We start from the raw sequence: 22,347 nt of genomic DNA on the forward strand, positions 1-22,347 counted from the left end.
TATGGCACACGTGCCCGAAGCGCTGATCGATCTAATCGTCGAACACGGGCGGATGACCGTGGCGGGCGACCATGACGGTCTCATCGCGGACTTCCTTCCCGACCGGGTAGGCCAACTGCTGACGTCGGCCACGGTTCCCGCCGACCTCGTCCGTGCGCAATTGGTCAGCACGGAAGCAGGACCGGATGGTGAGGTCGTTGCGGTCACGAAGTACACGGACGTCCGGGGAGAGTCGGTCGAGCTTCGTGCATGCTGGGTACCGTTCGGAGGTAGTTGGCGGGTGACGCGCGTGCGCAACATCCCCGAGACGCGTCCCTGGATGAACGAGTACGGGCCGAGCCCTGACGGCGTCGATCAGGAACATTGGGCCGGTCTGGCCAACGGCGAATTGCGACTGCAGCGATGTGGCGATTGCACCGAATGGATCTGGGCGCCACGTCCGATGTGTCCCCACTGCCGTTCGCTGAACACCACGTGGGAGACCGTCGATCCTGCGGGAAGAATCTACTCGTGGACGCGGACCTGGCAGAACTTCAGCCCGGAAACCGCCGGACACCTCCCCTATGTCGTCGTGCTGGTCGAACTGGCCCAGGCCGGAAACAGTCGCGTGCTGGGTGTTCTGGAGGACACGGACGGGCGCGAGGTCAGGATCGGCATGAGTGTCCAGGGCAAGATCGACACTCCGCCGCCCGGCACGACCGGATCGCCACTTGTTCGGTGGCACGTTGCTGAGGGAGAGTGGCAATGACAGGTAAACGATCAGGATTCCGGGGTACAACCGCGGTGGTGGGCGCGGGCAGCACCCCCTACCACAAGCGCGGAACGAGCCCGTTCACCACACCCCAACTGGTCCTGCAGGCGATCATGGCTGCGTGTGACGATGCCGCGGTGGATCCGCGCAAGGTCGACGGATTCGTCTCGTACGGTCATGATTCCAGCGAAGGGCTCGTCATCGGTGCCGCGCTCGGTGTCGATGAGGTCCGGTGGTCGTCCGAAGTGTGGGGCGGCGGTGGTGGTGGCGTTGCAGCGGCGATCAACATGGCAGGTGCGGCGGTCGCTTCCGGTCAGGCCGAGTGCGTCGCCGTGTATCGCGGGCTGAGCGAGAATACCGACGGGCGCAGGGCGTACAACAAGGGTTACGTAAGTTCGCTGTACTCGGCGCACGGAATGTTCACCCCGGTCCAGATCTGCGCCCTGCGGACACAGCGGCTCATGGAGGTCGAAGGGGTGCCGCGATCAGCCCTCGAAGCTGTCTCTCGAGCGGGTTACTTCCATGCACGGACCAACGAACGCGCGGTGGCCTACGGTCGTTCGGTCGACCACGACACCTACACCGGAGCGCGAGTCGTGTCGGAGCCTCTCACCCTCTTCGATTGCTCCCGCGAGAACGACGGAGCAGCAGCGCTGCTCGTGGTTCCCGCCGACCGTGTGGACGACTATCGGGGCGATCCGGCGTACATTCTGGCCGGCGTCCAGGGAGCCGCGCGCGGATGGTCGGAATCGGCCGAGAACGAAGACCACTACTCGAGTGCGGGATTCCATCCTGCGCTCGTGGAGAGACTGTGGGGCACCGCGGGAATCGGCCCCGGCGACGTCGATGTCGCCCAGGTGTACGAGAACTTCACCGGACCAGCGGTAGCCGCAATGATCGATCACGGCCTCTGCCCGCGCGGCGCAGAATCCGGCGAGTATCTCACTCTGGAGAATCTCACCGTTCCCAGTGGCACACTGCCGATCAACACTGCAGGCGGAAACATCGCCGAAGGATTCGTGCACGGCATCGGGCTCGCGGTGGAAGCCGTGCGTCAGATACGCGGTGGATCACCGAACCCCGTCAAGGACGCGGAGATATCTCTCCTGATCGGAGGTCCGATGGCACCGCTGGTGAGTTCGACCGTCTTCGGGTCCCGGTCCGCACTCTGAAAATCGACACCAGCATGACTGGTGGTTCGCCCCTCCGCCGGGACGTCGCGCGGCGGAGGGGCGGGTCTGTGGGGGTGCGGATTCAGCGCAGCGAGGCCGCGTCGCTCAGATCCGTTCCCCGGGTTTCCGGGGCCATGAGGAAGCTGACGAGTGCGCCCACTCCGGCGATACCCGCGGCGATGTACATCGTTGCGGAGAGTCCGAGATTGGACAGTGCCCACGGGGTGGCGAACGTGCCGATCGCCGCACCGATACGGCTGATCCCCGTGCAGAGGCCGACGGCAGTGGCCCGCACCTCGGTGGGGAACAGTTCGTTGGGGTAGATCCATTCGAGGATGGAGGGACCGCCGTTGAACAGCGCGTAGATGGCGAACGCGAACGCGATCACCCACAGGCCCGCGTCCGGCTTGATCGCGAGGAACAGCAGTCCGAGACCGGAGAGCACGAACCCCCAGATCAGGATCGGCCGTCGCCCGAGCCGGTCGACGAGGAGCAGTGCGACGACGTTGCCGATCAGGAAGAACAGGTTGATGAGGCCGTACCCGATGTGGGCGAGATTTCCGGAGCCGAGGTTGAAGAGTTCGAGGATCTGCGGGCCGAACGCGTAGATGGCGAAGAGCGTCACGATCGTGCACGTCCAGAAGATCGAGATGAACACGACCCGCTTCAGGTATCCGCCGCGCATCAACCCGCGAATGGACGTGCTTCCTTCCTCGTCGGGCAGATCGTCGAGCGTTGCACCCTCCCCGATGGTCTTTCGCAACACGGTCAATGCCTCGCCGGACCGTCCCTTGCTCAGCAACCACCGGGGGGACTCGGGAATGCTCGTGCGGGCGATGACGATCAGGGTGGCGGGAACCGCGGAGGAGAGCAGCATCCACTTCCACCCGTCGGGATTGCTGAGCAGGAGGTATCCCACGAACGCAGCGACGGTTGCGCCCACGAACCACATGGCGTTGAGGCCGCCGACGAGTTTGGCGCGCCACGCCTTCGGTGCGAATTCTGTCACCAGCGCGGTGGCGATCGGATAGTCGGCGCCGACCGCGATGCCGATGATCAGGCGCAGTATGAACAATTGCATTTCGTCCGCTGCGAAGAACTGCAGCACCGAGCAGACGATGATCACGATCAGGTCGATGGTGTACATCAACTTCCGGCCGATCCGGTCGGTCACGGCACCGAATACGGCGCCACCGAGGAAGACTCCGATGAGCGCGGAGGATCCGATGAGGCCGGCCCACAGTGCGCTCATGTCCCACTGCGCCTGAATCTGGACCATCGCGATGCCGATGATGCTGAGGATGTAGCCGTCGAGGAAGGGGCCGCCAGACGAGAAGAGGGCGAGTTTGGCGTGAAAGCCGTTGAGCTTGGCGCTGTCCAGTGTCACGCCCGATCGGGCGGTGACGGTGGTGTCGAGGTTCATCTGAGGAATCCCATCGGGGGTGTGGGCTTGCGGGTTGGTCCCCACGTGATGTGGTTGCTGCCACAGTAGGAAGCGAACTCGCTTCGCGGAATTACCAATCTCCTACCAATTCATGCTCAGTGCTTATCAATTCGCTGGGTCGACGGCCGCGATTCCGTCGATCTCGATTCGCTTGTCGCCGCGGAATCGAGCCACCTCGACCGTCGTCCGCGGCGGCAGGGGAATGCCGTGCAGCCGAGCCAGATAGGCGGTGTTGTACTCGTCGAATTCCGAGAGGTCGGCCAGGTACACCGTGGTCTTCAGGAGAGTGTGCAGGCCCCCGCCCGACGCCCGGAGAGTGGCCTCCAGGTTGTCGAGCGCGACCCGGACTTGGTCGCCGATCGCAGCCGGCGTCCGTCCGTCCGCGGTGGTGGGAATCTGCCCGCAGGCCCAGATGGTGCCTGCGAACACCGCCGCTCTCGCGTACGGGCGCTCGGTGCCGGCCGGGTGCGGGACGAGTTCACGCTGATCGGTCATGAGTGCGCCTCCGGGACGAGGAATCGCCTGCCGAGTTCGTACGCGCGCGACCACGTCGCGGCGTCGACGAACACACCGTAGGAGACGGCGTGGCGGTACCGCGTCTCCCTTTCGTCGGCGGTGTGGATGGGACGGGTGGGGTGCGAGGCGGGCGGCGCGGTTCGGACGAGTGTGCCGCCGCCGTACTCACCGTCGGTCGGCGCGCCACTTGCGAGCGCCGCCGTGGAAACGCCGCGGTACATGTCGCCCGCACCCGTCACGACGGTCGCGTCGGCCGGGTGCCCGCCGTCGTCGAGGGTGATCAGCCACAGGGTCGCACCGGACCGGGTGGCGGCGTGCAGGGCGTACCAGGCGACGGCCTCGTGATCGACGATCCTGGGCAGGAGAACCGGACGGGACTGCGACAGCGCCAGATCGACCGCCAGCGGGCCCGTCAACAGGGCGCTCCTCGGTGCGCGCTCGACGATGTCGACTCCCGGCCCCCTGGTCAGCGTGGCGTCGCCGGGATTCGAATCGAGTCCGGCGATCGTGTCCAGGAGCGTGTCGATGCCGGTGCGGGCGTGGAGTTGCATCGCCGTCACGACGTCGGCGGCGCCACGGGCTTCGCCCGCAGCGACGCCCGCGGCGTACAGGGCGCGGAACGCGGTCTCGCGAACCTCACGTACTGCCAGCCTGATTCGGTTGCTCGCGGGGGATGCGGTGTGGTGCTCGGATTCGTGGATGAGCATGTCGGTCATCGGCGTTCCTGTGTGCCGTGCAGTCCGGGGAAGACGTCGTCGAAGATCCGCAACCAGTTCTCGCCGAGTATCTTCGCGATGGTTCCGTCGTCGAGGCCGACCTTCTGCAGGCACTCGGTGAGTACCGGGAAGTCCGACGGGCCCGAGAACCAGTGCGGCCACATCGGCCACTCGGGTTCGACCGGGTTCTGGCTGGGCGGTCGCCAGCGGCCGTTGCGCAGCCACGCGACGTAGTCCTCCGACCAGTTGCGCGTGCAGTCACTCCCGATCGCGACGTGGTCGGGGCCGATCTGGTCGACGAGTCGCGCGACCATGACCGCGAAATCCGCACTGGACGTCGATTCGCCGCCCAGAACGTTCGGGTAGAGGCAGCAGCCGATGACGCCGCCGCGGGCGGCCAGCGCATCGATGACCTCGTCCGGTTTGTTGCGGGGGCTGTCGACGAACCAGGTCGGGTTCGAATGGGTGATCGCGACGGGAGTGCGCGATGCGTCGATGGCGTCCAGGCAGGTGCGGTTCCCGACGTGGGAGAGGTCGACGAGCATGCCCACCCGGTTCATCTCGGCGATCATGATGCGTCCGAACGCCGTCAGTCCCGAGTCGTGTTCGTCGTAGCAGGCGCCGCCCGCCAGGTTCTGGATGTTGTAGGTGAGCTGGGCGACGCGTACTCCCAGGCGGTGGAAGATCTCCACCATCCGGTAGTCGTCGCCGAACGGGGAGGAATTCTGGAATCCCAGAAGCACGGCGATTCGGTTGTCCCGCTTCGCGTTGCGAATGTCCTCGGAGGTTGCCGCGAGGGTGACGATGTCGTCGTTGTCGGCGGCGAGCTGATACCACTGGGCGACGGCGCCGAGTGTGTCGGCGGGACCGTCCCACACCGCGCAGGTAGCGTTCACGCCGGTGACACCGCCGGCGCGCAGTTCCTCGAGGACCTTCCGGTCCCAGTTGTTGATCTGGAGTCCGTCCACCACCAGCAGATCGGAGTGTCTGAGCGTGTGCACTAGGCGTCCTTTCGCGGCTTGCGGGTGAAGATCCAGTCGTCGTCGATCCCGGCGGCGACGTCTTCGGCCCGTGGGGCTCCCGAGTAGAGGGTCACGCGCAGCCAGTCGGTCGATTGCGGGGTGAAGTTGTCCATCCCGTACATCGCGAGTTGGAAGCGCTGCAGATTCAGGGGCAGGAAGTTCCGGGCGAGCAGGTTGTCGCGGGCCTCGGCGTACGGGATGTCGGTGAGCGTCTGGACGCGGGCGACGATGCCGCGGTGCCGAGGATGCTCGACGAGGAAGGCAGCGACCGTGGCGTCACCCGGAGCGACTGCCAGATCGCGTTCCAGGGCGGCGACGGATCGGGCGACGTCGATCGGATGCTCTACGTGCTCACCCGGATCGACCCCGCGGCGTCCCCGGCGCGGCTCCTCGTTGTTCTCCGACGAGAACCAGAAATGGGCCTGCTCGTCGGGGTCGTCGAAGTCGAAGCGCTGCACCCACGCATAGCGGTCCCGGAGGACGGCGCGGAGCGCGGCACAGGTCTGCGCCGGTTCGACGGCCAGACGCTGATCGCAGCGCAGCAATTCCTCGACCTCGGTGTCGAGTTCCGTATGCACCTCGACGATCACGGAGTCCATCACTCCGCGGGCCTCCACCCCGATCGATGCGGCCCGGTCGTGCAACGCCCGCCAGGCATGGCCGGTCGGTGTGCCGTCGATGGTCCCCGAGTCGATGTACTCGGACAGTACGCCGCGGAAGAGGTCGAGTTGGGAGGAGAGCTCACCGCAGGTGACGAACGGGGCCGTCGGCATGTCCGCGCGTTCGGCGAAGTAGCGCGTGGCCCGGTCGAGCAGGTCGCGGGCAGTACCGATGCGGGGGTCGCCGGGTGCGGTCGTTTGCGCGAGCGCGTGTGCGAGCGGGAGTTCGCGGGTGGCGCACCAGGCGTCCAGTACCTGCGGATGATTGACGACGTAGGGCACCATGCCGAGACCGGTCGCGTTCCCCAGCCCGAGGTAGCGTCGCCAGTCTCCGGACAGCCGCGCCGCCCGGGGGTTCCGGGAACGGGCACAGTGTTCGACCAGGTCGTAGCTGAACTCACGCAGCAGCCACGCGGTCAGCATGTGGGCCCGGTAGGGCAGGCGCAGAGGATGGTCGGCGTCGAGCCGATCGAAATCTGCGAGCCCGAACTTTCCGTTGCTGTAGAACGCGGTGCTCCGGAGAATGTAGGCGGCGTCGCCCATCGTCGCGACGTCCGGTTGACCGCCCTCGGACAGCCGGTCGGCGACGTAGTCGAAGAACCGTGCACTGCGGTTCGCCCGGGTCCAGATGAGGGTGCTGTCGTCCGCCCGGCCTTCTTCCTGACGTGGCACCTCCACTCGCAGTGCACTCGAACGACTCTCGGTGAGCGGACCTTCGATCAGGGCGGCGGTGACGTCCCACGCCTTGGCGATGACGCGGTCGGTGCGATCGCTGTCGGCGAGGGTCGTCGAGAACACGACGAATCTCACGTCGCGTCCGCCGATGTCGACGCGGTACACGACCTCACCGCGGCCGTCGGCGTCGACGTCCCACCGCTCGCGCTCGACCCGCCACTTCTCGGCGGCCGCGGTTCGGAGGAAGGATCGGGCGAAGCTGTGCCGGGTGTAGCGGGCCGCTCCCAGATCGGCCGGGTCCAGAACCTGCTCGGGGGAGCGGGCTGACGTCTGCGACCGGCGGAGCAATGCGGTCGGTCTCATGCCTCGCTCCTCGGTGTTCCGGTGCGGGCGTAGGCGATCTTGCTCCACGTGAAGAATTCGGCGCTCGTCGCCGCATTCTGCTCACGGGGAGCCGGGAACGACGAGTCCTTCAGTCCGCCGAAGGGAGCATGCAATTCGGAACCGGTGTTGGGCGCGTTGACCTTGATCAGGCCGGCGTCGAGGTCCCGAATGCACCGTCGCACGACCCGCTCGTCGCATGTGAAGACGGCAGCGGTGAGGCCGAACGGTGTGGCGTTCGCGATGTCGATGGCCTCGTCGAGGTCCTTCGCGCGCAAGACGGTGGTCACCGGTCCGAACACCTCTTCCCGGCTGATGGTCAGTGCGGTGGTGCCGGCGAGCAGTGTCGGCGCCACGAAAGCCGCACCCGAAGTGGGAAGGGGTGCAGACCCCAGCAGTTCGGCGCCCTCGGACAGTGCCTGCTCGATCGCGGCCGTCACTTCCTTTGCCGCGCGGGCGGAGACGAGTGGGCCGATCTGGGAGTCGGGGTCCAGCCCGTCGCCGACGACAAGTGCCTCCACCCGTGCGACGAGTTCGGGAACGAGGTCGTCGTAGGCGTCGCCGACGGCGATGATCCGCCGTGTCGCGGTGCACTTCTGGCCGGTGCTTCCCATGGCCCCGGCGATCAGCACGGCCGCTGCGTTCCGCGGATCGACGTCGGGGAGCACGATTGCCGCGTTGTGCCCGCCGAGTTCCATCTGCACCTTCGCGCCGCGCGGAACCGCGGCAGCCTGGATCGACCGGCCCACCGGGACCGAGCCGGTGAACGTGACTCCCGAGATCTCCTGCCGCGCCACCAGTTCCGCGCCGATCGGGCCCGGACCCAGGATCATGTTCAGGACACCCGCCGGAACACCGGCTGCGGCAAGGACGTCGGCGAAGGCGGCGGCAACGGCCACCGTGTCGCTGGCCGGTTTCCACACCACCGTGTTGCCCCACAGCAACGCCGGTGCCAGCTTCCACGCCGGAATCTGCAACGGGAAGTTCCACGGCGTGATGGCGGCCACCACCCCGAGCGGTCGGCGGACCGTGCGGATCACCTCGTCGGGATGTGACGAGGGGAAGGTGGCGCCGTCGGCGCTCCGTGCCTGGGCCGCGTGGTAGTGCAGGGTTTCGACGGTGGCCCCCACCTCGGCCCGCGATTCGGGGAGCGTCTTGCCGTGCTCGCGGGTCATCAGAGTCGCGATCGTCTCGGCACGCTCGGCCAGGATCTCGGCTGCCCGGCGGAGGACGAGTCCGCGGGCGATGATGCCGCGGTCGTCCCATTCCCGGCGCGCCGACATCGCGGCAGCCACCGCCGCGTCGAGGAGGCGACTGTCGGCCTGGTGGTACTCGGCGACGACGGTCTCGTCGGAGGGGTTCGTCGTCGCGGTGACCGGGCCGTCGCCGTCCACCCATTCCCCGCCGATCAGGTGGCGGAGACGATTGTCCGTGTCTGGTGCGGTGACGTGGTGCTGCACTGCTGACTCCTCGAAGCGCTGGTAATTCGGTGCCCTCAACTAGTTCGGTGCCCTCAACGCTAGGCCCGGCGCGCACCGCGCAGAAGTACCTATTGTCAACCGACTGATAAGTTGCAAGTATCAATCGCGTGGAACTGCGGCAGCTTCGATATTTCGTCACGGTGGCCGAGGAGATGAACTTCAGGCGCGCCGCCGAACGCCTGCACATCGCACAGCCCGCGCTCAGTCAGCAGATCAGCAAGTTCGAGAAGGAACTGCGCACCACGCTGTTCGAGCGCACGACGAGACGCGTCGAACTGACCGACGCAGGCCGCGTGCTTCTCGACGAGGGCAGGCGGGTCCTGGCCGAGGCCGACCACGCGCTCGCCGCGGTGGAACAGGTGGCGCACGGGGAGGTGGGGCTGCTGCGGATCGGATTCGTCAGTTCCGCGGCGTTGCGGATCGTCCCCGCGACGGTGCTCGCCCTGCAGAAGGAGTGGCCCGGAGTTCAGGTGGAACTGTCCGAGTCGACGACCGACCGCCAACTGTCGGCGATCGCCGACGGGATTCTCGACATCGGGCTGGTCCGCGAAGTCGACCGGGCGGAGGGCATCGTGGTCCGGCCGCTGACCCGTGAACCGCTGCTGGTGGCGATGCACTCGTCGCATCCCTTCGCCGGCCGCGCGTCGGTGCGGCTCGTCGAATTGCGCGACGAACGGTTTCTCACCTTCCCGCGGGGTCAGGTGTCGCGACTGTACGACCACATCGCGGCCCTGTGCCATCACGCGGGCTTCCGGTTGGAGGCCGCGCAGGAAGCCGTCCAATTTCCCACCCTCCTCGGGCTGGTCGCCGCCAACACCGGAGTCACCGTCGTTCCGGCCAGCCTCCGTGCCCTGCACCTCCCGGACCTGCGGTACGTCGCACTCTCCGACGCCCAGGCGGTGTCGACGGTGTCGGTCGCTTATCGCGCCGACAGGCAACAGATCCCGGCGATCCGGCACTTCCTCGACGTGGCCTCGTCCCTGGACCTGGCGGACGAAACCCGGTAGGCGCAGGTGAGTGGCAAAGCGTGCCCGCGCACACTTTGCCGCTCACGTGGGGTCAGACGGGCTGCGCGTCCCCGAACGTCATCTTCAGATCGGGAATCGACGACGTGACGAGTGCCCGCTTCGGAAGTCCCAGCGACCGCAGTTCGTCGGCGATCGGATGGCTGCCCAGTTTCAGCTCCGCGCCGCCCGGCCGGGAGCGGACCCCGCTGGGTTTCATGTCCCAGGTGGTGAATCGGGTGAGCCCGTCCAGATGCGAATACGCGGCGAGCGACGCACTCGCGCCCGAACCCGGCACCGGAATGCCCTGTTTGACACTCAACTGGGCGATCAGCCGACCGCCCTGGCTCACCGACCCGCGTTTGACGGACCCGGAGTGGTCGACCTCGAAATGTGCGAGGACCTTCGGGAAGCCCCAGATGCCGCGGCCGGCGGCCAGGGTGAAGTCGCCGTCGACCGGCAGGTGGTGGATCAGCGCGCCGGCCCGTCCCTGGGCCAGGGCCTTGAGGTCCCGCGGGACCGACGTCCCGGCGGCCCGGTGGTCGCGGACGAGGAACGACACCCCGAACTCGTTGTACGGGCCGAGGTCGCCGTCCACGTAGTCGACGAACACCAGCACGCACACACCGCGCCCGGGCCGGAACTGCAGGATCTCCAGTCCGGTGTGGTCGATCAGCGACTGCGCGACAGCGGTCGGGACCGAAAACATCGCCGTGAACGCCGAGGCCGCCCGGATCTCCACGGGCATCTCGACCTGCTTGCCCAGAACCTGATGCGACGTCACGGCGCGACCACCCCGCGCAGGCCGTCGGCGCCGAACATGGGCTCGAACATCGACCCGAAGTCGGGGCCGCGACGCAGCATCTGCCCGCCGTCGACGTTGATGATCTGTCCCGTGATCCACGTGGAGTCGGGACCGAGGAGGAACTTGGCGAGCGCGGCGATGTCGGTGACCTCGCCGACCCGGGCGATCGGGGTGTTCGCCAGGTAGTCGTCCAGGACCGGGCCGCCGTCGGTGATGAGTGCGACGAGGTCGGTGCGGGTCAGTCCGGGCCGGATGCAGTTGACGCGCACGTTGCTGGCCCCGAGTTCGTCGGCGGCGAGTCGCGTCAGGTTGTCGACACCCGCCTTGGACGGGCCGTACGCGCCGAACCAGCGGTGCGTGTTGCTGCTCGCGATCGAGGAGATGGTGACTATGGAACCGCCGCCCCCGGCGACCAGTGCCCGGGCGGCATGCTTGATCGTCAGCATCGTGCCGGTGACGTTGAGGTCGACGGTCCTGCGCCACGCGTCGACGTCGAGCTGTGTCACCGGGCCCACGGTTTCGTTACCGCCCGCGCAGGTGACGACGCCGTCGAGTTGACCGGTGCGCTCGCTCGCCTTCGCGACCGCGCGGACGACGTCGTCCTCGTTCGTGACGTCGGCCGTCACGACGTCGACCGTCCCCGCGGGATTGCCGGCGCCGATCTGCTCCGCCGCCCGGGCGAGCTTCTCCTCGTTTCGGCCGCAGATCGTGACGTGCACGCCCTCGGCCGCCAGCGCGGTGGCGATGCCGAGTCCGATGCCGCTGCCGCCGCCGGTGACGAGTACGGACGTCTTCGCGAGCCCGCTGCTGCCGTCGTTCGTAACCACGCACACCTCCAGGTGATAGAACTCGTGTCAATTATCGAGCCGGGGATCTATGAAAACTGCCGTTATACCACTGCGTCATAGTAGAAACACGTTCTATTATCGGGGCACGAACGGCGGGATTCAATGCGGAGGAGCGCCTCGATGACGGACAGGCCGGAATTCGATCTCATCGACGGGCGGTTCTACTCGGGGGAACTCGGCGACCCGCGGCAGGCGTACGCATGGATGCGGACGCACGAGCCGGTGTACCGGGCGGAAGGCATTCTCGGCGCCGCGTCGTACGAGGCCGTCCTGGCCGCCGAACGCGATCCGGAGTTGTTCTCGAACGCGGGCGGGATCCGGCCCGGTGTGGGCCCGCTGCCCCAGATGATCGACATGGACGACCCCCAGCACCTGCAGCATCGCCGGCTCGTCAACGCCGGTTTCACCCGCAAACAGGTCGAGGCGAAAGTCGGCCGGATCCGCGAGATCTGCGACCACCTCATCGACGCCGCGTGCGACAGGGACGAAGTGGACTTCGTGCGCGATCTGGCGGCGCCGCTCCCCATGGCCGTCGTCGGCGACATGCTCGGTGTCCGCCCCGAGGAACGCGCCACGTTCCTGCAATGGTCCGACGACCTGATGAACGCACTCGGCAGCAACGCCACCGAAGAGGAACTGCTGGCGCAGGCGAACGCGTACGTCGCGTTCAACGAGTTCACACTGCGCACCATCGAGGAGCGGCGCAACAACCCGACCGAGGATCTCACCAGCATCCTCGTGCACAGCGAGATCGACGGGCATCGGCTGAGCGACGACGACATCGTCGGCGAAACCCTGCTGATCCTCATCGGTGGTGACGAGACCACCCGGCACGTCCTCAGCGGCGGGATGGAACAGCTGCTGCGCCACCCCGAACAGCGGGCGCGTCTCGTGCGCGACCCGGACGGCATCCCGGCGGCGGTCGAAGAGATGCTGCGCTGGTCGTCGCCGATCAAGAACATGTGCCGCACCGTCACCCGCGACGTCGACTTCTTCGGCACCGCCCTGCGCGAGGGCGAGAAGATGATGCTGCTCTTCGAATCCGCCAACTTCGACGAGGCGGTGTTCGAGAACCCCGACGTCTTCGACATCGGACGGTCGCCGAACCCGCACGTCGCCTTCGGTTTCGGCACCCACTTCTGCCTCGGCAACCAACTTGCCCGGCTCGAAGCGAGGATCATGTTCGAACAACTGCTGTCGCGGCTTCCCGACATGGTGCTCGTCGACGACACCCCGCTGCGGCGTCGTCCCGCCAACTTCGTGTCCGGGCTGGAGGAGATGCCGGTGAAGCTGTAGGCGCTTCGCGCCCGTGCGCCTTTCTGGTTGTCGGAGCAGCCAAAAAGGCGCACGAGCCGCGAAGCGGCCTACTCCGGGGCGCCGATGTCGAGCTCGTCCGGGTGCGCTCCGACGCGGGCGCCGTCGTCCATCGTCTCGATCTCGCTGAGGTCCTGCTCGCTGAGTTCGAAGTCGAACACGTCGATGTTCTCGCGGATCCGCGATTCGTGCACCGACTTGGGGATGACGATCAAACCGCTCTGCAGGTGCCAGCGGATCAGCACCTGGGCCGCGGACTTGCTGTGCCGGTCGCCGATGCGGGTGATGATCGGATCCGTGAGCAGGGTGTTCGGCTTGGACGCGTCGCCCCACCCGGAGTTGCTCGTGCCGCCGAGCGGGCTCCACGATTCGACCGCGATGCCGTGCTCGACGGCGAACTCACGGATCGGCTGCTGAGCCAGATGCGGATGCAACTCCACCTGATCGACCGCCGGGACGACGCCGCCGCGGTCGATCAGCAACTGCAGATGACGCGGTTCGAAATTGCACACGCCGATCGCCTTGGCGCGCCCGGACTCGGCGATCTTCTCCAGCGCATCCCAGGTGCGGAGGATGCGGTCGTCGTCCTGCAGCGGCCAATGGATCAGGTACAGATCGACGTAGTCGACGCCGAGACGCCCGAGGCTCGCGTCGAACGCTTTCAACGCCGGCTCGTAGCCCTGGTCCGAGTTCCACAACTTGGTGGTGAGGAAGACGTCCTCGCGTGGGACTCCCGAGTTCGCGATGCCGCGGCCGACACCCTCCTCGTTGCCGTACGCGGCGGCCGTGTCGATGTGCCGGTAGCCCGCCTCGTCCAGGGCGAACCCGACGGCGTGCTCGGTCTCGGCGTTGTCGGCCTGCCAGACCCCCAAGCCGAGCTGGGGGACGATGGTTCCGGAATTCAGCACGATGCTGGGTACTCGAGGACTCATGCTGTCCAGGCTATCGACTGCGATGGGGTCGTGAGGGGCACATGCGCTGCCTGGCATCATGCGGAGGTGACCCGAATTCGGCTACTGGCGACGGACCTCGACGGCACTCTGCTGCGGTCGGACCGCACGATCTCCCCGCGCACCGCGCAGGCCATGGAAGACGCGCGACGGTCGGGGGTCGAGGTGGTGTGGGCGACGGCCCGCGCCCGGCATTCGGTGCACGAACTCGCGCAGTCGTGCGGGTTCCGCGGGAAGGCGATCTGCGCGAACGGTGCCGTCGTCCTCGACCTGGCCGACGGAACCCCGGTGATCACGGCGACGACGACCATCGCGATGGCGTCGGCCGCGGCGGCGATGGACCGGGTGCGGGCGCTGATGCCGGGTGTCGTGTTCGCGAACGTGGGCCCGACGCGGTTCGTCGCCGAACCGGCGTACGCCGCGCTGTGCGAGTTCGCCGACCACCACCGGCACCCGCACGAGATGACGCTGTCGGAGCTGCTGCCCGACATGGACGAGCCGATGGTGAAGATCGTCGCCCGGCACCCGGAGGTGCCCAGCGCGGACCTGTACCGGGCGGCTGTCGCGGCGGGCGTCGACGGCGTCGAACTGACGCATTCCGGTGCGCCGTACGTCGAGATGGCGGCGTCCGGGGTGTCCAAGGCGAGCGCCCTCGCCGAGCTGTGTGCGGTCGACGGCATCACGACGGCTGAGGTCGCGGTCGCCGGCGACGCCATCAACGACGTCCCGATGCTCACGTGGGCCGGCACGGCACTGTGCCCGTCCAACGCGCTGCCCGAAGTCCTCGCCCTCGCCGACCACGTCCTGCCCAGCAACGACGAGGACGGGGTCGCGAGCTACCTGGAGGCGCTCCGCGCCCGTGAGTGGTTAGCGAGTCCAGAGACTCCTTGACCACGCACGGGCGGCGGAGCCGCCTACAGCCCCGCGGCGGTGGCGAGCTCGGCCAGGAACTCCCGCGGCTGCCCGAACAGCTGTGCGCTCCCGTGCGCCCGTTTGAAGTACAACTGCGCGTCGTGCTCCCAGGTGATGGCGATGCCGCCGTGCAGTTGGATCGCCTCGGCCGCGACCTGTTGCAGCGCCTCGGAGCAGTACACCTTCGCGACGACGGCATCGTCGTGCGTCCCCGACAGCGCGGCCGCGTACGACATCGACCGGGCCGTCTCGACGAGCGCGTACATGTCGGCCATGCGATGTTTCAGTGCCTGGAACGAGCCGATGACTCGGCCGAACTGCTTGCGCGACTTCGCATACTCGACGGTCTGCTGCAGCGCTGCCTCCGCCGCCCCGACCTGCTCGGCCGACAACGCGACCAGTGCGATGGTGCGCAACTGCTCGACGAGGTCGGTGGGGGAGACCAGTCTGCGCGCGGTGACTCCGTCGAACGTGACCTCCGACAGCGACCGCGTCGGGTCCATCGCCGAAACGCGAGAACGACGCACGCCCTCGGCCGACGGGTCCACCTCGAACAGGCCGTCGGACGTGAGAACGAGCAGCACGTCCGCGACGTCACCGCCGAGCACGTACGACGCCGTCCCCGACAGCGTCTCGCCCGACGCCGTCACGCCGAAGCCGCCCCACCCGTCCGGGCCGGCCCAGCACAGTGCCGCCACCGAACCCGCAGCGATGCCGGGAAGCAGGCGGGCGCACGCGTCGTCGTCCCCCGACAGCACCAGCGCCTGCGCGGCGAGCACCGCACTGCCGAGCATCGGCGACGGCGTCAGCGTGCGGCCCAGCTCTTCCTGCACCACATGGACTTCCAGCAGCGCCGCCCCGACGCCGTCGTACTTCTCCGGGATCGCGAGCGCAGCGACGCCGATCTGCTCGCACAACTTGGTCCACAGGGCGCCGTCGTACCCGTGCTCGGTGGTGATCGCCCGGCGGACGGCGGCGGAGTCGGAGTGCTTGCCCAGCAGGTCGCGGACCGATTCGCGGAGTGCGGCCCGTTCCTCGTTGTCGAAACTCATGACACCTCCACCAGTGCATCGACGACGCGGCCGCGGTGGAACGCCGGCGTGCCCCAGGCCGTGACCAGCGCCCGGACCTTCGTCAGCCACAGCGACAGGTCGTGCTCCTGGGTGTAGCCGATGGCGCCGTGCACCTGCAGCGCCACCCGCGCCGCCCGGTACGCGGCGTCCCCGCACGCCACCTTCGCGGCCGAGACGTCCCGGGAACTGTCGGCGGACCCGTCCCGCACGGCCAGCGCGGCGCCGTGCAGCAGCGGCCGCGACATCTCCAGCCCGACCGCCACCTCCGCCAGGTGATGCTTGATCGCCTGGAACTGTCCGATCACCTTGCCGAACTGCTTGCGCTGCTTGGCGTAATCGGTGGTGACGTCGAGCAGCGTCTGCCCGAGCCCCTGCAACTGGGCCGCGGTCGCGAGGGCGCCGAGGTCGAATGCGGCGGTGAAGTCGGCGTCGCCCAGCACGTCGGTCGCTGTCAGCGGGAACAGCCGCCGCGACTGGTCGACCGAGTTCTGCACCGCACCGGGCGCGCCGATGCTGACCGTCGACCCGTCGACGAGCAGGACCAGGTCGACGGAGTCGGCGTCCACCGCGAACGGCACGTGCGGCGGGGCCGCGACCGTGGCGAGCGATCCGGATGCCAGCGCGGACAGTCGGTCCGGCGCCACCTGTGCGAGCAGGGCCGGTGCGACGGCAACGGTCTCGGCCACCGGTCCCGGAACCGCGTGGCGTCCGAGTTGTTCGACGGCCACGACGAGGTCGACGGCGTCGGCGCCCAGACCGTCGTGTTCGTCGGCGATCAGTAGTCCGTTGACGCCGGTCTCGGCGAGTCGCTGCCACACCTTCAGGCCGGCTCCGGTGTCGCCGGTGTTCCACGACCGGATCACCGACGGCATGTCGGCCTTCGACAGCAGCGCGTCGATGCTGGACGCGAAATCCTGGTGGGAGGAGTCGAGTGTGAATCTCATCGATCCGCCTTCGGTAGGCCGAGCAGCCGCTCGGCGATCACGTTCTTCTGAATCTCGTTGGTGCCGGCGTAGATCGGACCGGACAGGGAGAAGAGGTAGCCGTCCATCCAGTTGTCCGCGAGCTCGGCGGAGGCGCCCTGCAACTCGAGGGCAGTCTCGTGGGTGGCGATGTCCCACTCCGACCAGAACACCTTGTTGATCGACGATTCGGCGCCCAGTTGCCCGCCGTCGGCGAGCCGGGTGACGGTGCCGAACGTGTTCAGCTGGTACGCGCGGGCGCCGATCCAGGCGTCGGCGACCTTGTTCCGCAGGGCGGTGTCGTCGGTACGTCCGCTGTCGCGGAACAGGTCGACGAGCCGGTCCACCGTCGCGAGAAAGCGGCCCGGACTGCGCAGCGACAGCCCGCGTTCGTTCGACGCCGTGCTCATCGCGACCCGCCAGCCCTCGTTCACGCCGCCGATCACGCCCGACTCACCGGGGTTCGCGGGGTCGTCCGGAACGAAGACATCCTCGAGGAAGATCTCCGCGAAACCGGGCTCGCCGTCGAGCTGATCGATCGGGCGGATGGTGACGCCCGGCGACCGCAGGTCGAACATGAAGTACGTGATTCCCTTGTGCCGCTGCGCGTCCGGGTCAGACCGGAACAGACCGAAACCCCAGTCCGCGAAGCTCGCGCGGGAACTCCACGTCTTCTGTCCGTTGAGGACCCAGCCGCCGTCGACGCGGCGGGCGGTGGAGCGCAGCGACGCGAGGTCGCTGCCCGACTCGGGTTCCGACCACGCCTGCGCCCAGATGTCGTCGGCGCGGGCCATCCGCGGCATGATGCGCGCCAACTGCTCGGCGCTGGCGTGCTCGAACAGGGTCGGGGCGAGCAGGAAGATGCCGTTCTGGCTGACGCGTCCCGGCGCACCGGAGCGGTAGTACTCCTCCTCGAACACCACCCATTGCAGCAGGGACGCGTCCCGTCCGCCGAGTTCCTCCGGCCACGACACCACGGACAGCCGGGCGTCGGCGAGGGTGCGTTCCCATTGACGGTGCGCCTCGAATCCTTCTGCGGTGTCCATCGACGGCAGCGGTTCGGCCGGCACGGTGGCCTTCAGGAAGGCCCGGACCTCGTCGCGGAAGGCGAGGGTGGCGTCGTCGTACTCCAGATCCACTTACTTGGCCCCGTTCTCGTTGCGGGCGCTCGCTGCCATCGACTTGGCGTCCATGCCGCCGAGGGAGTCGGTGTCGACCTCGGCGTTGTGTGCGTGCGCGAAATGATGCAGGCCGAACACCGAATCCATGCCGTTACGCATACCCATCTGGTCCTCGCACTGGTTGACGGCCTTCTTGGTGAGCGCGAGACCGAACCGGGGCATCGCGGCGATGCGGCCGGCGATCGCCAGGGTTTCCGTCTCGAGGTTCTCGCGCGGCACGACGTGGTTGACCATGCCCACCTCGTACGCCCGCTGCGCGGTGAATCGATCACCGGTGAAGAGGATTTCCTTCGCGAACCGCGGTCCCAGCATCCACGGGTGCGCGAAGTACTCGACCCCGGGAATGCCCATACGTACGACCGGATCGGAGAAGAACGCGTCGTCCGACGCCACGATCAGGTCGCACACCCACGCCAGCATCAGGCCGCCGGCGATGCAGGCGCCCTGGATCATCGCGATCGTCGGCTTCGGGATCTCCCGCCACCGCCGGCACATCCCGAGATAGACCTCCATCTCGCGGGCATAGCGCTGGTCGCCGCCGGGCTTGTCCACGTGGTCCCACCACATGACGGCCTTGTTGTCGTAGTGGACGTGATGGTCCCGGCCCGGGGTGCCGATGTCGTGCCCGGCGCTGAAGTGCTTGCCGTTGCCGGCGAGGACGATCACCTTCACGTCGTCGTCCTCGACGGCCCGCTCGAATGCGGCGTCGAGGGCGTACGTCATCACCGAGTTCTGGGCGTTGCGGTAGTCGGGGCGGTTGAGCGTCACGAATGCGACACCGTCGCGCACGTCGTAGGTGACGACGTCACCCTCGTCCGGAACCGTCATTTCTTCTCCTCACGCAGAACGTTTTTCATGACCTTCCCGGAGGGGTTCCGGGGGAGGGAGTCGACGAAGCGCACCGAGCGGGGCACCTTGAAGCCCGCGAGTCGCTCCTTGCAGAACGCGATCACGTCGTCCTCGGCGAGCGCGGTACCCGCCTTCGCCACGACGAACGCGCGCCCGACCTCGCCCATCCGCTGGTCGGGAACACCGATGACGGCAGACTCCGCGACGCCGTCGAGCCTGGCAAGGGCGTTCTCCACCTCAGCGGGATACACGTTGAACCCGCCGGAGATGTACATGTCCTTGAGGCGGTCGGTGATGTCGACGTAGCCGCGGTCGTCGAGGGTGCCGACGTCGCCCGTGTGCAGCCAGCCGTCCGCGTCGATGGTCTTGGCCGTCGATTCGGGGTCGTCGAGATAGCCGAGCATCACGTTCTCGCCGCGCACCAGGATCTCGCCGTGGTCGCCGATCCGGACCTCCATCCCGGGGATGGCACGACCGGACGTCGTGGAGACGGTTACCGGGTCGTCGTCGGTCCGGCACATCGTGACCACGACGGCCTCGGTCTGGCCGTAGGCGGTGAGGACGGCGTCGAAACTCAGTTCCGACTGCATGCGTTCCACCAGCGCGACGGGGACCGCGGCCGCTCCGGTGATCGCGACCCGCAGGCTGGACAGGTCGTACTCGGGGCGGTCGGGGTGGTCGAGGATCGATTGGAAGATCGTGGGCGCGCCGGGCAGCACGGTGATCTGCTCGTCGTGCACGGTCGCCATCACCTTCGGCACGTCGAACACCGCCATCGGCACCACCGTGACCCCGTTCAGCAGGCACACCAGGAATCCGGCCTTGTAGCCGAAGGTGTGGAAGAACGGGTTGATGATGAGGTAGTTGTCCTCCGGCGTCACCTCGGCGCATTCGCCCCACGCCCGCGCGATGCCCACCGACTGGCGGTGCGCGCTCATCACACCCTTGCTCCGGCCCGTCGTGCCCGACGTGAACATCACGTCGGAGACGTCGTCGGGGGAGACGGCGGCCGCGCGGGCGTCGGCCTCGGCGCGGGTGTCGTCGCCGGCGAGGGCGAGGAAGTCGTCGAAGTCGACGACACCCGGGGTCGGGGCGTCGCCGCCGTCGACGGGAACGCGGACGACCGTCGGCAGGTCGAGGGTGCCCGATGCATCCCGCAGGGCCGCGTAGCGGTCGGTGCCGAGGAACATGCCCGCGACCACCAGCGCGGTGGCCTTGGTGCGTTCGAGCAGGTCGAGGGCCTCGGGCGCGGTGTAGCGGGTGTTGATCGGGACGAGTGTCGCGCCGGCGTAGTGGATGCCGAGCGCCGCGACCACCCAGTGATACGTGTTGGGCGACCACACCGCGACGTGATCGCCCGGTCGCACGCCTTGAGAGCAGAGTGCGGCGGCGAAATCGCGGACACGGTCGTGCAGTTGTGTGAAGGTCAGACGGACGTCGCCGTCGGACACCGCCAGAAGCTCGCCGTACTCACGCGCGGCGTGGGTGACGGCGGACGGGATGGTTCTCGGATGTTCGGTCACTGGGCTCCCTACCTACCTAGCAAGTGCTTGGTAGGTTATCTTACAGACGTGGACCAGAGCGAGAGCCCGGACGGGCTGATCACCGACGACGACTTCGCCGAGAGCGTCAGAACGTGGCTGAACGACAACCTGACCGGCGACTTCGCCCGGCTGAAGGGCAAGGGTGGCCCCGGGAGCGAGCACGAGTTCTTCGAGGAACGGCTCGCGTGGGACCGGCACCTGGCTGCCGCCGGGTGGACGTGCCTGGGCTGGCCGAAGGAATACGGCGGGCGCGGAGCCACGCTCGCGCAGCAGGTCGTGTTCCATCAGGAATACGCGAAGGCGGGGGCGCCGGCGCGGGTCAGTCACGTAGGCGAGGAACTGCTCGGGCCGACGCTCATCGCGTTCGGCACCGAGGAGCAGAAGCGTCGCTTCCTCCCCGGAATCAACACGGTCTCCGAACTGTGGGCGCAGGGGTACTCGGAGCCGGGCGCCGGTTCCGACCTCGCGAACGTCGCGACCACCGCACGCCGCGACGGCGACAAATGGGTGATCAACGGACAGAAGGTATGGACGTCGCTCGCGCACGTCGCCCAGTGGGCATTCGTGCTGTGCCGCACGGAACCGGGCTCGAAGCGGCACCAGGGCCTGAGCTTCCTGCTGGTGCCACTCGACCAGCCCGGCGTCACCGTCCGACCGATCCAGCAACTCACCGGCACGTCCGAGTTCAACGAGGTGTTCTTCGACGACGCCGTCACCGACGCGGATCTGGTGGTCGGCGAGCCCGGCGACGGCTGGCGGGTCGCGATGGGACTGCTCACGTTCGAACGCGGCGTGTCCACGCTCGGGCAGCAGATCGGATTCGCCCGCGAACTGCAGGGCGTCGTCGACCTCGCGAAAGCGACCGGCGCAGCATCGGACCCGAACATTCGCGAGAAGATCGCCCGCGCCTGGGTGGGGCTACGGGTGATGCGCGCCCACGCCCTGCGCACCCTCGAGGCGGTCGACGCCGGAACATCCGGGCCCGAGGCGTCCGTCGCGAAACTGCTGTGGGCCAACTGGCACCGCGACCTCGGTCAGCTGGCGATGGAGGTGCAGGGTGCGTCGTCGCTCCTCGCCCCGGTCGCGCCGTCGTCCGACATCGCCGATCCCGAACACCTCGAACTCGGCGAATGGCAGCGGCTGTTCCTGTTCACCCGCGCCGACACCATCTACGGCGGATCCAACGAGATCCAGCGCAACATCATCTCCGAGCGCGTGCTCGGACTTCCCCGAGAGGCACGACCGTGACCGACACTTCACCACTCGCCACCGCGCCCGTCGAGACGCCGGGACACGACCTGCTGAAAGGGAAGAAGGTCGTCGTCACCGCGGCCGCCGGCACCGGCATCGGGTTCGCGTCCGCACGTCGCGCCCTGCTCGAGGGCGCCGACGTCCTGGTGTCCGACTGGCACGAGCGGCGTCTGCTCGAGACAAGGGACAAACTGGCCGCCGAGTTCCCCGGACAGGTGGTCGAGGCGCTGACGTGCGACGTTTCCAGCACGGAGCAGGTGGACGCCCTGATCGCCGGGGCGGCCGATGCGCTGGGCCGGATCGACGTCCTCGTCAACAACGCCGGACTCGGCGGCGAGACCCCGCTCGTCGACATGACCGACGAGGAATGGGATCGCGTCCTCGACATCACGCTGAACGGAACGTTCCGGGCCACCCGCGCCGCGCTGCGCTATTTCAAGGGGGTCGAGCACAACGGTGTGCTGGTCAACAATGCGTCCGTCCTCGGGTGGCGGGCTCAGCACTCGCAGGCGCACTACGCGGCGGCGAAGGCGGGCGTCATGGCGCTGACCCGGTGCAGCGCGATCGAGGCTGCGGAGTACGGGGTCCGGATCAATGCCGTCGCACCGTCCATCGCGCGGCACGCGTTCCTCGCGAAGGTGACCAGTGAGGAACTCCTCGACAAGCTGGCGTCCGACGAGGCCTTCGGCCGAGCCGCCGAGGTGTGGGAGATCGCCGCCACCATCGCCATGCTCGCCAGCGACTACACCACCTACCTCACCGGCGAGGTCGTGTCGATCTCGTCGCAGAGGGCGTAGGCGGCTCCGCCGCCCGTGCGCCTTTTTGGTAGCTGGAGCA

21 protein-coding genes are annotated in these 22,347 nt (G+C 67.9%); 7 read left to right on the top strand and 14 right to left on the bottom strand.

Annotated elements, in window-relative coordinates; translation table 11 throughout:
• Position 1: 1 nt before the first annotated feature.
• Together ROP_RS22420 and ROP_RS22425 are read left to right on the top strand one after the other, a co-directional pair.
• Positions 2-748, top strand: a complete 747-nt coding sequence (locus ROP_RS22420; protein WP_012691692.1) for a Zn-ribbon domain-containing OB-fold protein — start codon at positions 2-4, stop codon at positions 746-748.
• Complete coding sequence (locus ROP_RS22425; protein ID WP_043825150.1) at positions 745-1,923, top strand: thiolase C-terminal domain-containing protein; 1,179 nt, start codon at positions 745-747, stop codon at positions 1,921-1,923. The genes ROP_RS22420 and ROP_RS22425 overlap by 4 nt, the downstream gene beginning before the upstream one ends.
• A gap of 82 nt (positions 1,924-2,005) precedes the next feature.
• Here the strand turns inward: ROP_RS22425 and ROP_RS22430 are convergent, their stop codons facing one another.
• From ROP_RS22430 to ROP_RS22455, 6 genes are all read right to left on the bottom strand, one after another.
• A complete protein-coding gene (locus ROP_RS22430; RefSeq protein WP_012691694.1) occupies positions 2,006-3,346 on the bottom strand; it encodes an MFS transporter in 1,341 nt (446 codons plus the stop codon).
• A 126-nt stretch (positions 3,347-3,472) separates the two neighbouring features.
• Positions 3,473-3,862 carry a RidA family protein gene (locus ROP_RS22435; RefSeq protein ID WP_012691695.1) on the bottom strand — a complete coding sequence of 130 codons (390 nt, stop codon included), beginning with the start codon at positions 3,860-3,862 and terminating at the stop codon, positions 3,473-3,475.
• A complete protein-coding gene (locus ROP_RS22440) occupies positions 3,859-4,599 on the bottom strand; it encodes a hypothetical protein (RefSeq protein ID WP_012691696.1) in 741 nt (246 codons plus the stop codon). Before ROP_RS22440 ends, ROP_RS22435 begins: the two co-directional genes overlap by 4 nt.
• Positions 4,596-5,600, bottom strand: coding sequence for a membrane dipeptidase (locus ROP_RS22445; RefSeq protein ID WP_012691697.1), 1,005 nt, complete (start codon positions 5,598-5,600; stop codon positions 4,596-4,598). The genes ROP_RS22440 and ROP_RS22445 overlap by 4 nt, the downstream gene beginning before the upstream one ends.
• Positions 5,600-7,318 carry a hypothetical protein gene (locus ROP_RS22450; RefSeq protein ID WP_012691698.1) on the bottom strand — a complete coding sequence of 573 codons (1,719 nt, stop codon included), beginning with the start codon at positions 7,316-7,318 and terminating at the stop codon, positions 5,600-5,602. Before ROP_RS22450 ends, ROP_RS22445 begins: the two co-directional genes overlap by 1 nt.
• On the bottom strand, positions 7,315-8,796 hold the full coding sequence (locus tag ROP_RS22455; protein WP_012691699.1) for an aldehyde dehydrogenase family protein: 1,482 nt from the start codon (positions 8,794-8,796) through the stop codon (positions 7,315-7,317). Before ROP_RS22455 ends, ROP_RS22450 begins: the two co-directional genes overlap by 4 nt.
• A gap of 128 nt (positions 8,797-8,924) precedes the next feature.
• Between ROP_RS22455 and ROP_RS22460 the strand changes: the two genes are divergently transcribed.
• Positions 8,925-9,824, top strand: a complete 900-nt coding sequence (locus tag ROP_RS22460; protein ID WP_012691700.1) for a LysR family transcriptional regulator — start codon at positions 8,925-8,927, stop codon at positions 9,822-9,824.
• A gap of 52 nt (positions 9,825-9,876) precedes the next feature.
• Here the strand turns inward: ROP_RS22460 and ROP_RS22465 are convergent, their stop codons facing one another.
• Together ROP_RS22465 and ROP_RS22470 are read right to left on the bottom strand one after the other, a co-directional pair.
• Complete coding sequence (locus tag ROP_RS22465) at positions 9,877-10,605, bottom strand: acetoacetate decarboxylase family protein (protein ID WP_012691701.1); 729 nt, start codon at positions 10,603-10,605, stop codon at positions 9,877-9,879.
• Positions 10,602-11,453 (bottom strand): SDR family oxidoreductase, encoded by an 852-nt coding sequence (locus tag ROP_RS22470; RefSeq protein ID WP_012691702.1) that lies wholly within the window; start codon positions 11,451-11,453, stop codon positions 10,602-10,604. The genes ROP_RS22465 and ROP_RS22470 overlap by 4 nt, the downstream gene beginning before the upstream one ends.
• A 141-nt stretch (positions 11,454-11,594) precedes the next feature.
• Between ROP_RS22470 and ROP_RS22475 the strand changes: the two genes are divergently transcribed.
• Positions 11,595-12,770: a cytochrome P450 gene (locus tag ROP_RS22475; RefSeq protein ID WP_043825152.1), complete on the top strand. Its 1,176-nt coding sequence runs from the start codon at positions 11,595-11,597 to the stop codon at positions 12,768-12,770.
• A 68-nt stretch (positions 12,771-12,838) separates the two neighbouring features.
• Here ROP_RS22475 and ROP_RS22480 read toward each other — a convergent pair whose 3' ends face one another.
• Positions 12,839-13,720 (bottom strand): aldo/keto reductase, encoded by an 882-nt coding sequence (locus ROP_RS22480; protein WP_012691704.1) that lies wholly within the window; start codon positions 13,718-13,720, stop codon positions 12,839-12,841.
• A gap of 66 nt (positions 13,721-13,786) precedes the next feature.
• On the opposite strand from ROP_RS22480, the gene ROP_RS22485 reads away from it, so the two are divergent.
• Positions 13,787-14,629 carry an HAD family hydrolase gene (locus ROP_RS22485; protein WP_043825153.1) on the top strand — a complete coding sequence of 281 codons (843 nt, stop codon included), beginning with the start codon at positions 13,787-13,789 and terminating at the stop codon, positions 14,627-14,629.
• A 23-nt stretch (positions 14,630-14,652) separates the two neighbouring features.
• Here ROP_RS22485 and ROP_RS22490 read toward each other — a convergent pair whose 3' ends face one another.
• From ROP_RS22490 to fadD3, 5 genes are read right to left on the bottom strand one after another with little or no spacing between them, the layout of a single operon-like run.
• Positions 14,653-15,702 carry an acyl-CoA dehydrogenase family protein gene (locus ROP_RS22490; RefSeq protein WP_012691706.1) on the bottom strand — a complete coding sequence of 350 codons (1,050 nt, stop codon included), beginning with the start codon at positions 15,700-15,702 and terminating at the stop codon, positions 14,653-14,655.
• Positions 15,699-16,667 carry an acyl-CoA dehydrogenase family protein gene (locus tag ROP_RS22495; protein ID WP_012691707.1) on the bottom strand — a complete coding sequence of 323 codons (969 nt, stop codon included), beginning with the start codon at positions 16,665-16,667 and terminating at the stop codon, positions 15,699-15,701. Before ROP_RS22495 ends, ROP_RS22490 begins: the two co-directional genes overlap by 4 nt.
• Positions 16,664-17,824 (bottom strand): acyl-CoA dehydrogenase family protein, encoded by a 1,161-nt coding sequence (locus ROP_RS22500; RefSeq protein ID WP_012691708.1) that lies wholly within the window; start codon positions 17,822-17,824, stop codon positions 16,664-16,666. Before ROP_RS22500 ends, ROP_RS22495 begins: the two co-directional genes overlap by 4 nt.
• Complete coding sequence (locus ROP_RS22505) at positions 17,825-18,694, bottom strand: enoyl-CoA hydratase (protein WP_012691709.1); 870 nt, start codon at positions 18,692-18,694, stop codon at positions 17,825-17,827.
• A complete protein-coding gene (fadD3, locus tag ROP_RS22510; protein ID WP_012691710.1) occupies positions 18,691-20,238 on the bottom strand; it encodes a 3-[(3aS,4S,7aS)-7a-methyl-1,5-dioxo-octahydro-1H-inden-4-yl]propanoyl:CoA ligase in 1,548 nt (515 codons plus the stop codon). Before fadD3 ends, ROP_RS22505 begins: the two co-directional genes overlap by 4 nt.
• A gap of 48 nt (positions 20,239-20,286) precedes the next feature.
• On the opposite strand from fadD3, the gene ROP_RS22515 reads away from it, so the two are divergent.
• Both ROP_RS22515 and ROP_RS22520 read left to right on the top strand, forming a co-directional pair.
• Positions 20,287-21,507 carry an acyl-CoA dehydrogenase family protein gene (locus ROP_RS22515; RefSeq protein WP_012691711.1) on the top strand — a complete coding sequence of 407 codons (1,221 nt, stop codon included), beginning with the start codon at positions 20,287-20,289 and terminating at the stop codon, positions 21,505-21,507.
• Positions 21,504-22,307 (top strand): SDR family oxidoreductase, encoded by an 804-nt coding sequence (locus ROP_RS22520; protein ID WP_012691712.1) that lies wholly within the window; start codon positions 21,504-21,506, stop codon positions 22,305-22,307. The genes ROP_RS22515 and ROP_RS22520 overlap by 4 nt, the downstream gene beginning before the upstream one ends.
• Positions 22,308-22,347: the final 40 nt, after the last annotated feature.

Source organism: Rhodococcus opacus B4, assembly GCF_000010805.1.
GTDB lineage: Bacteria > Actinomycetota > Actinomycetes > Mycobacteriales > Mycobacteriaceae > Rhodococcus_F > Rhodococcus_F opacus_C.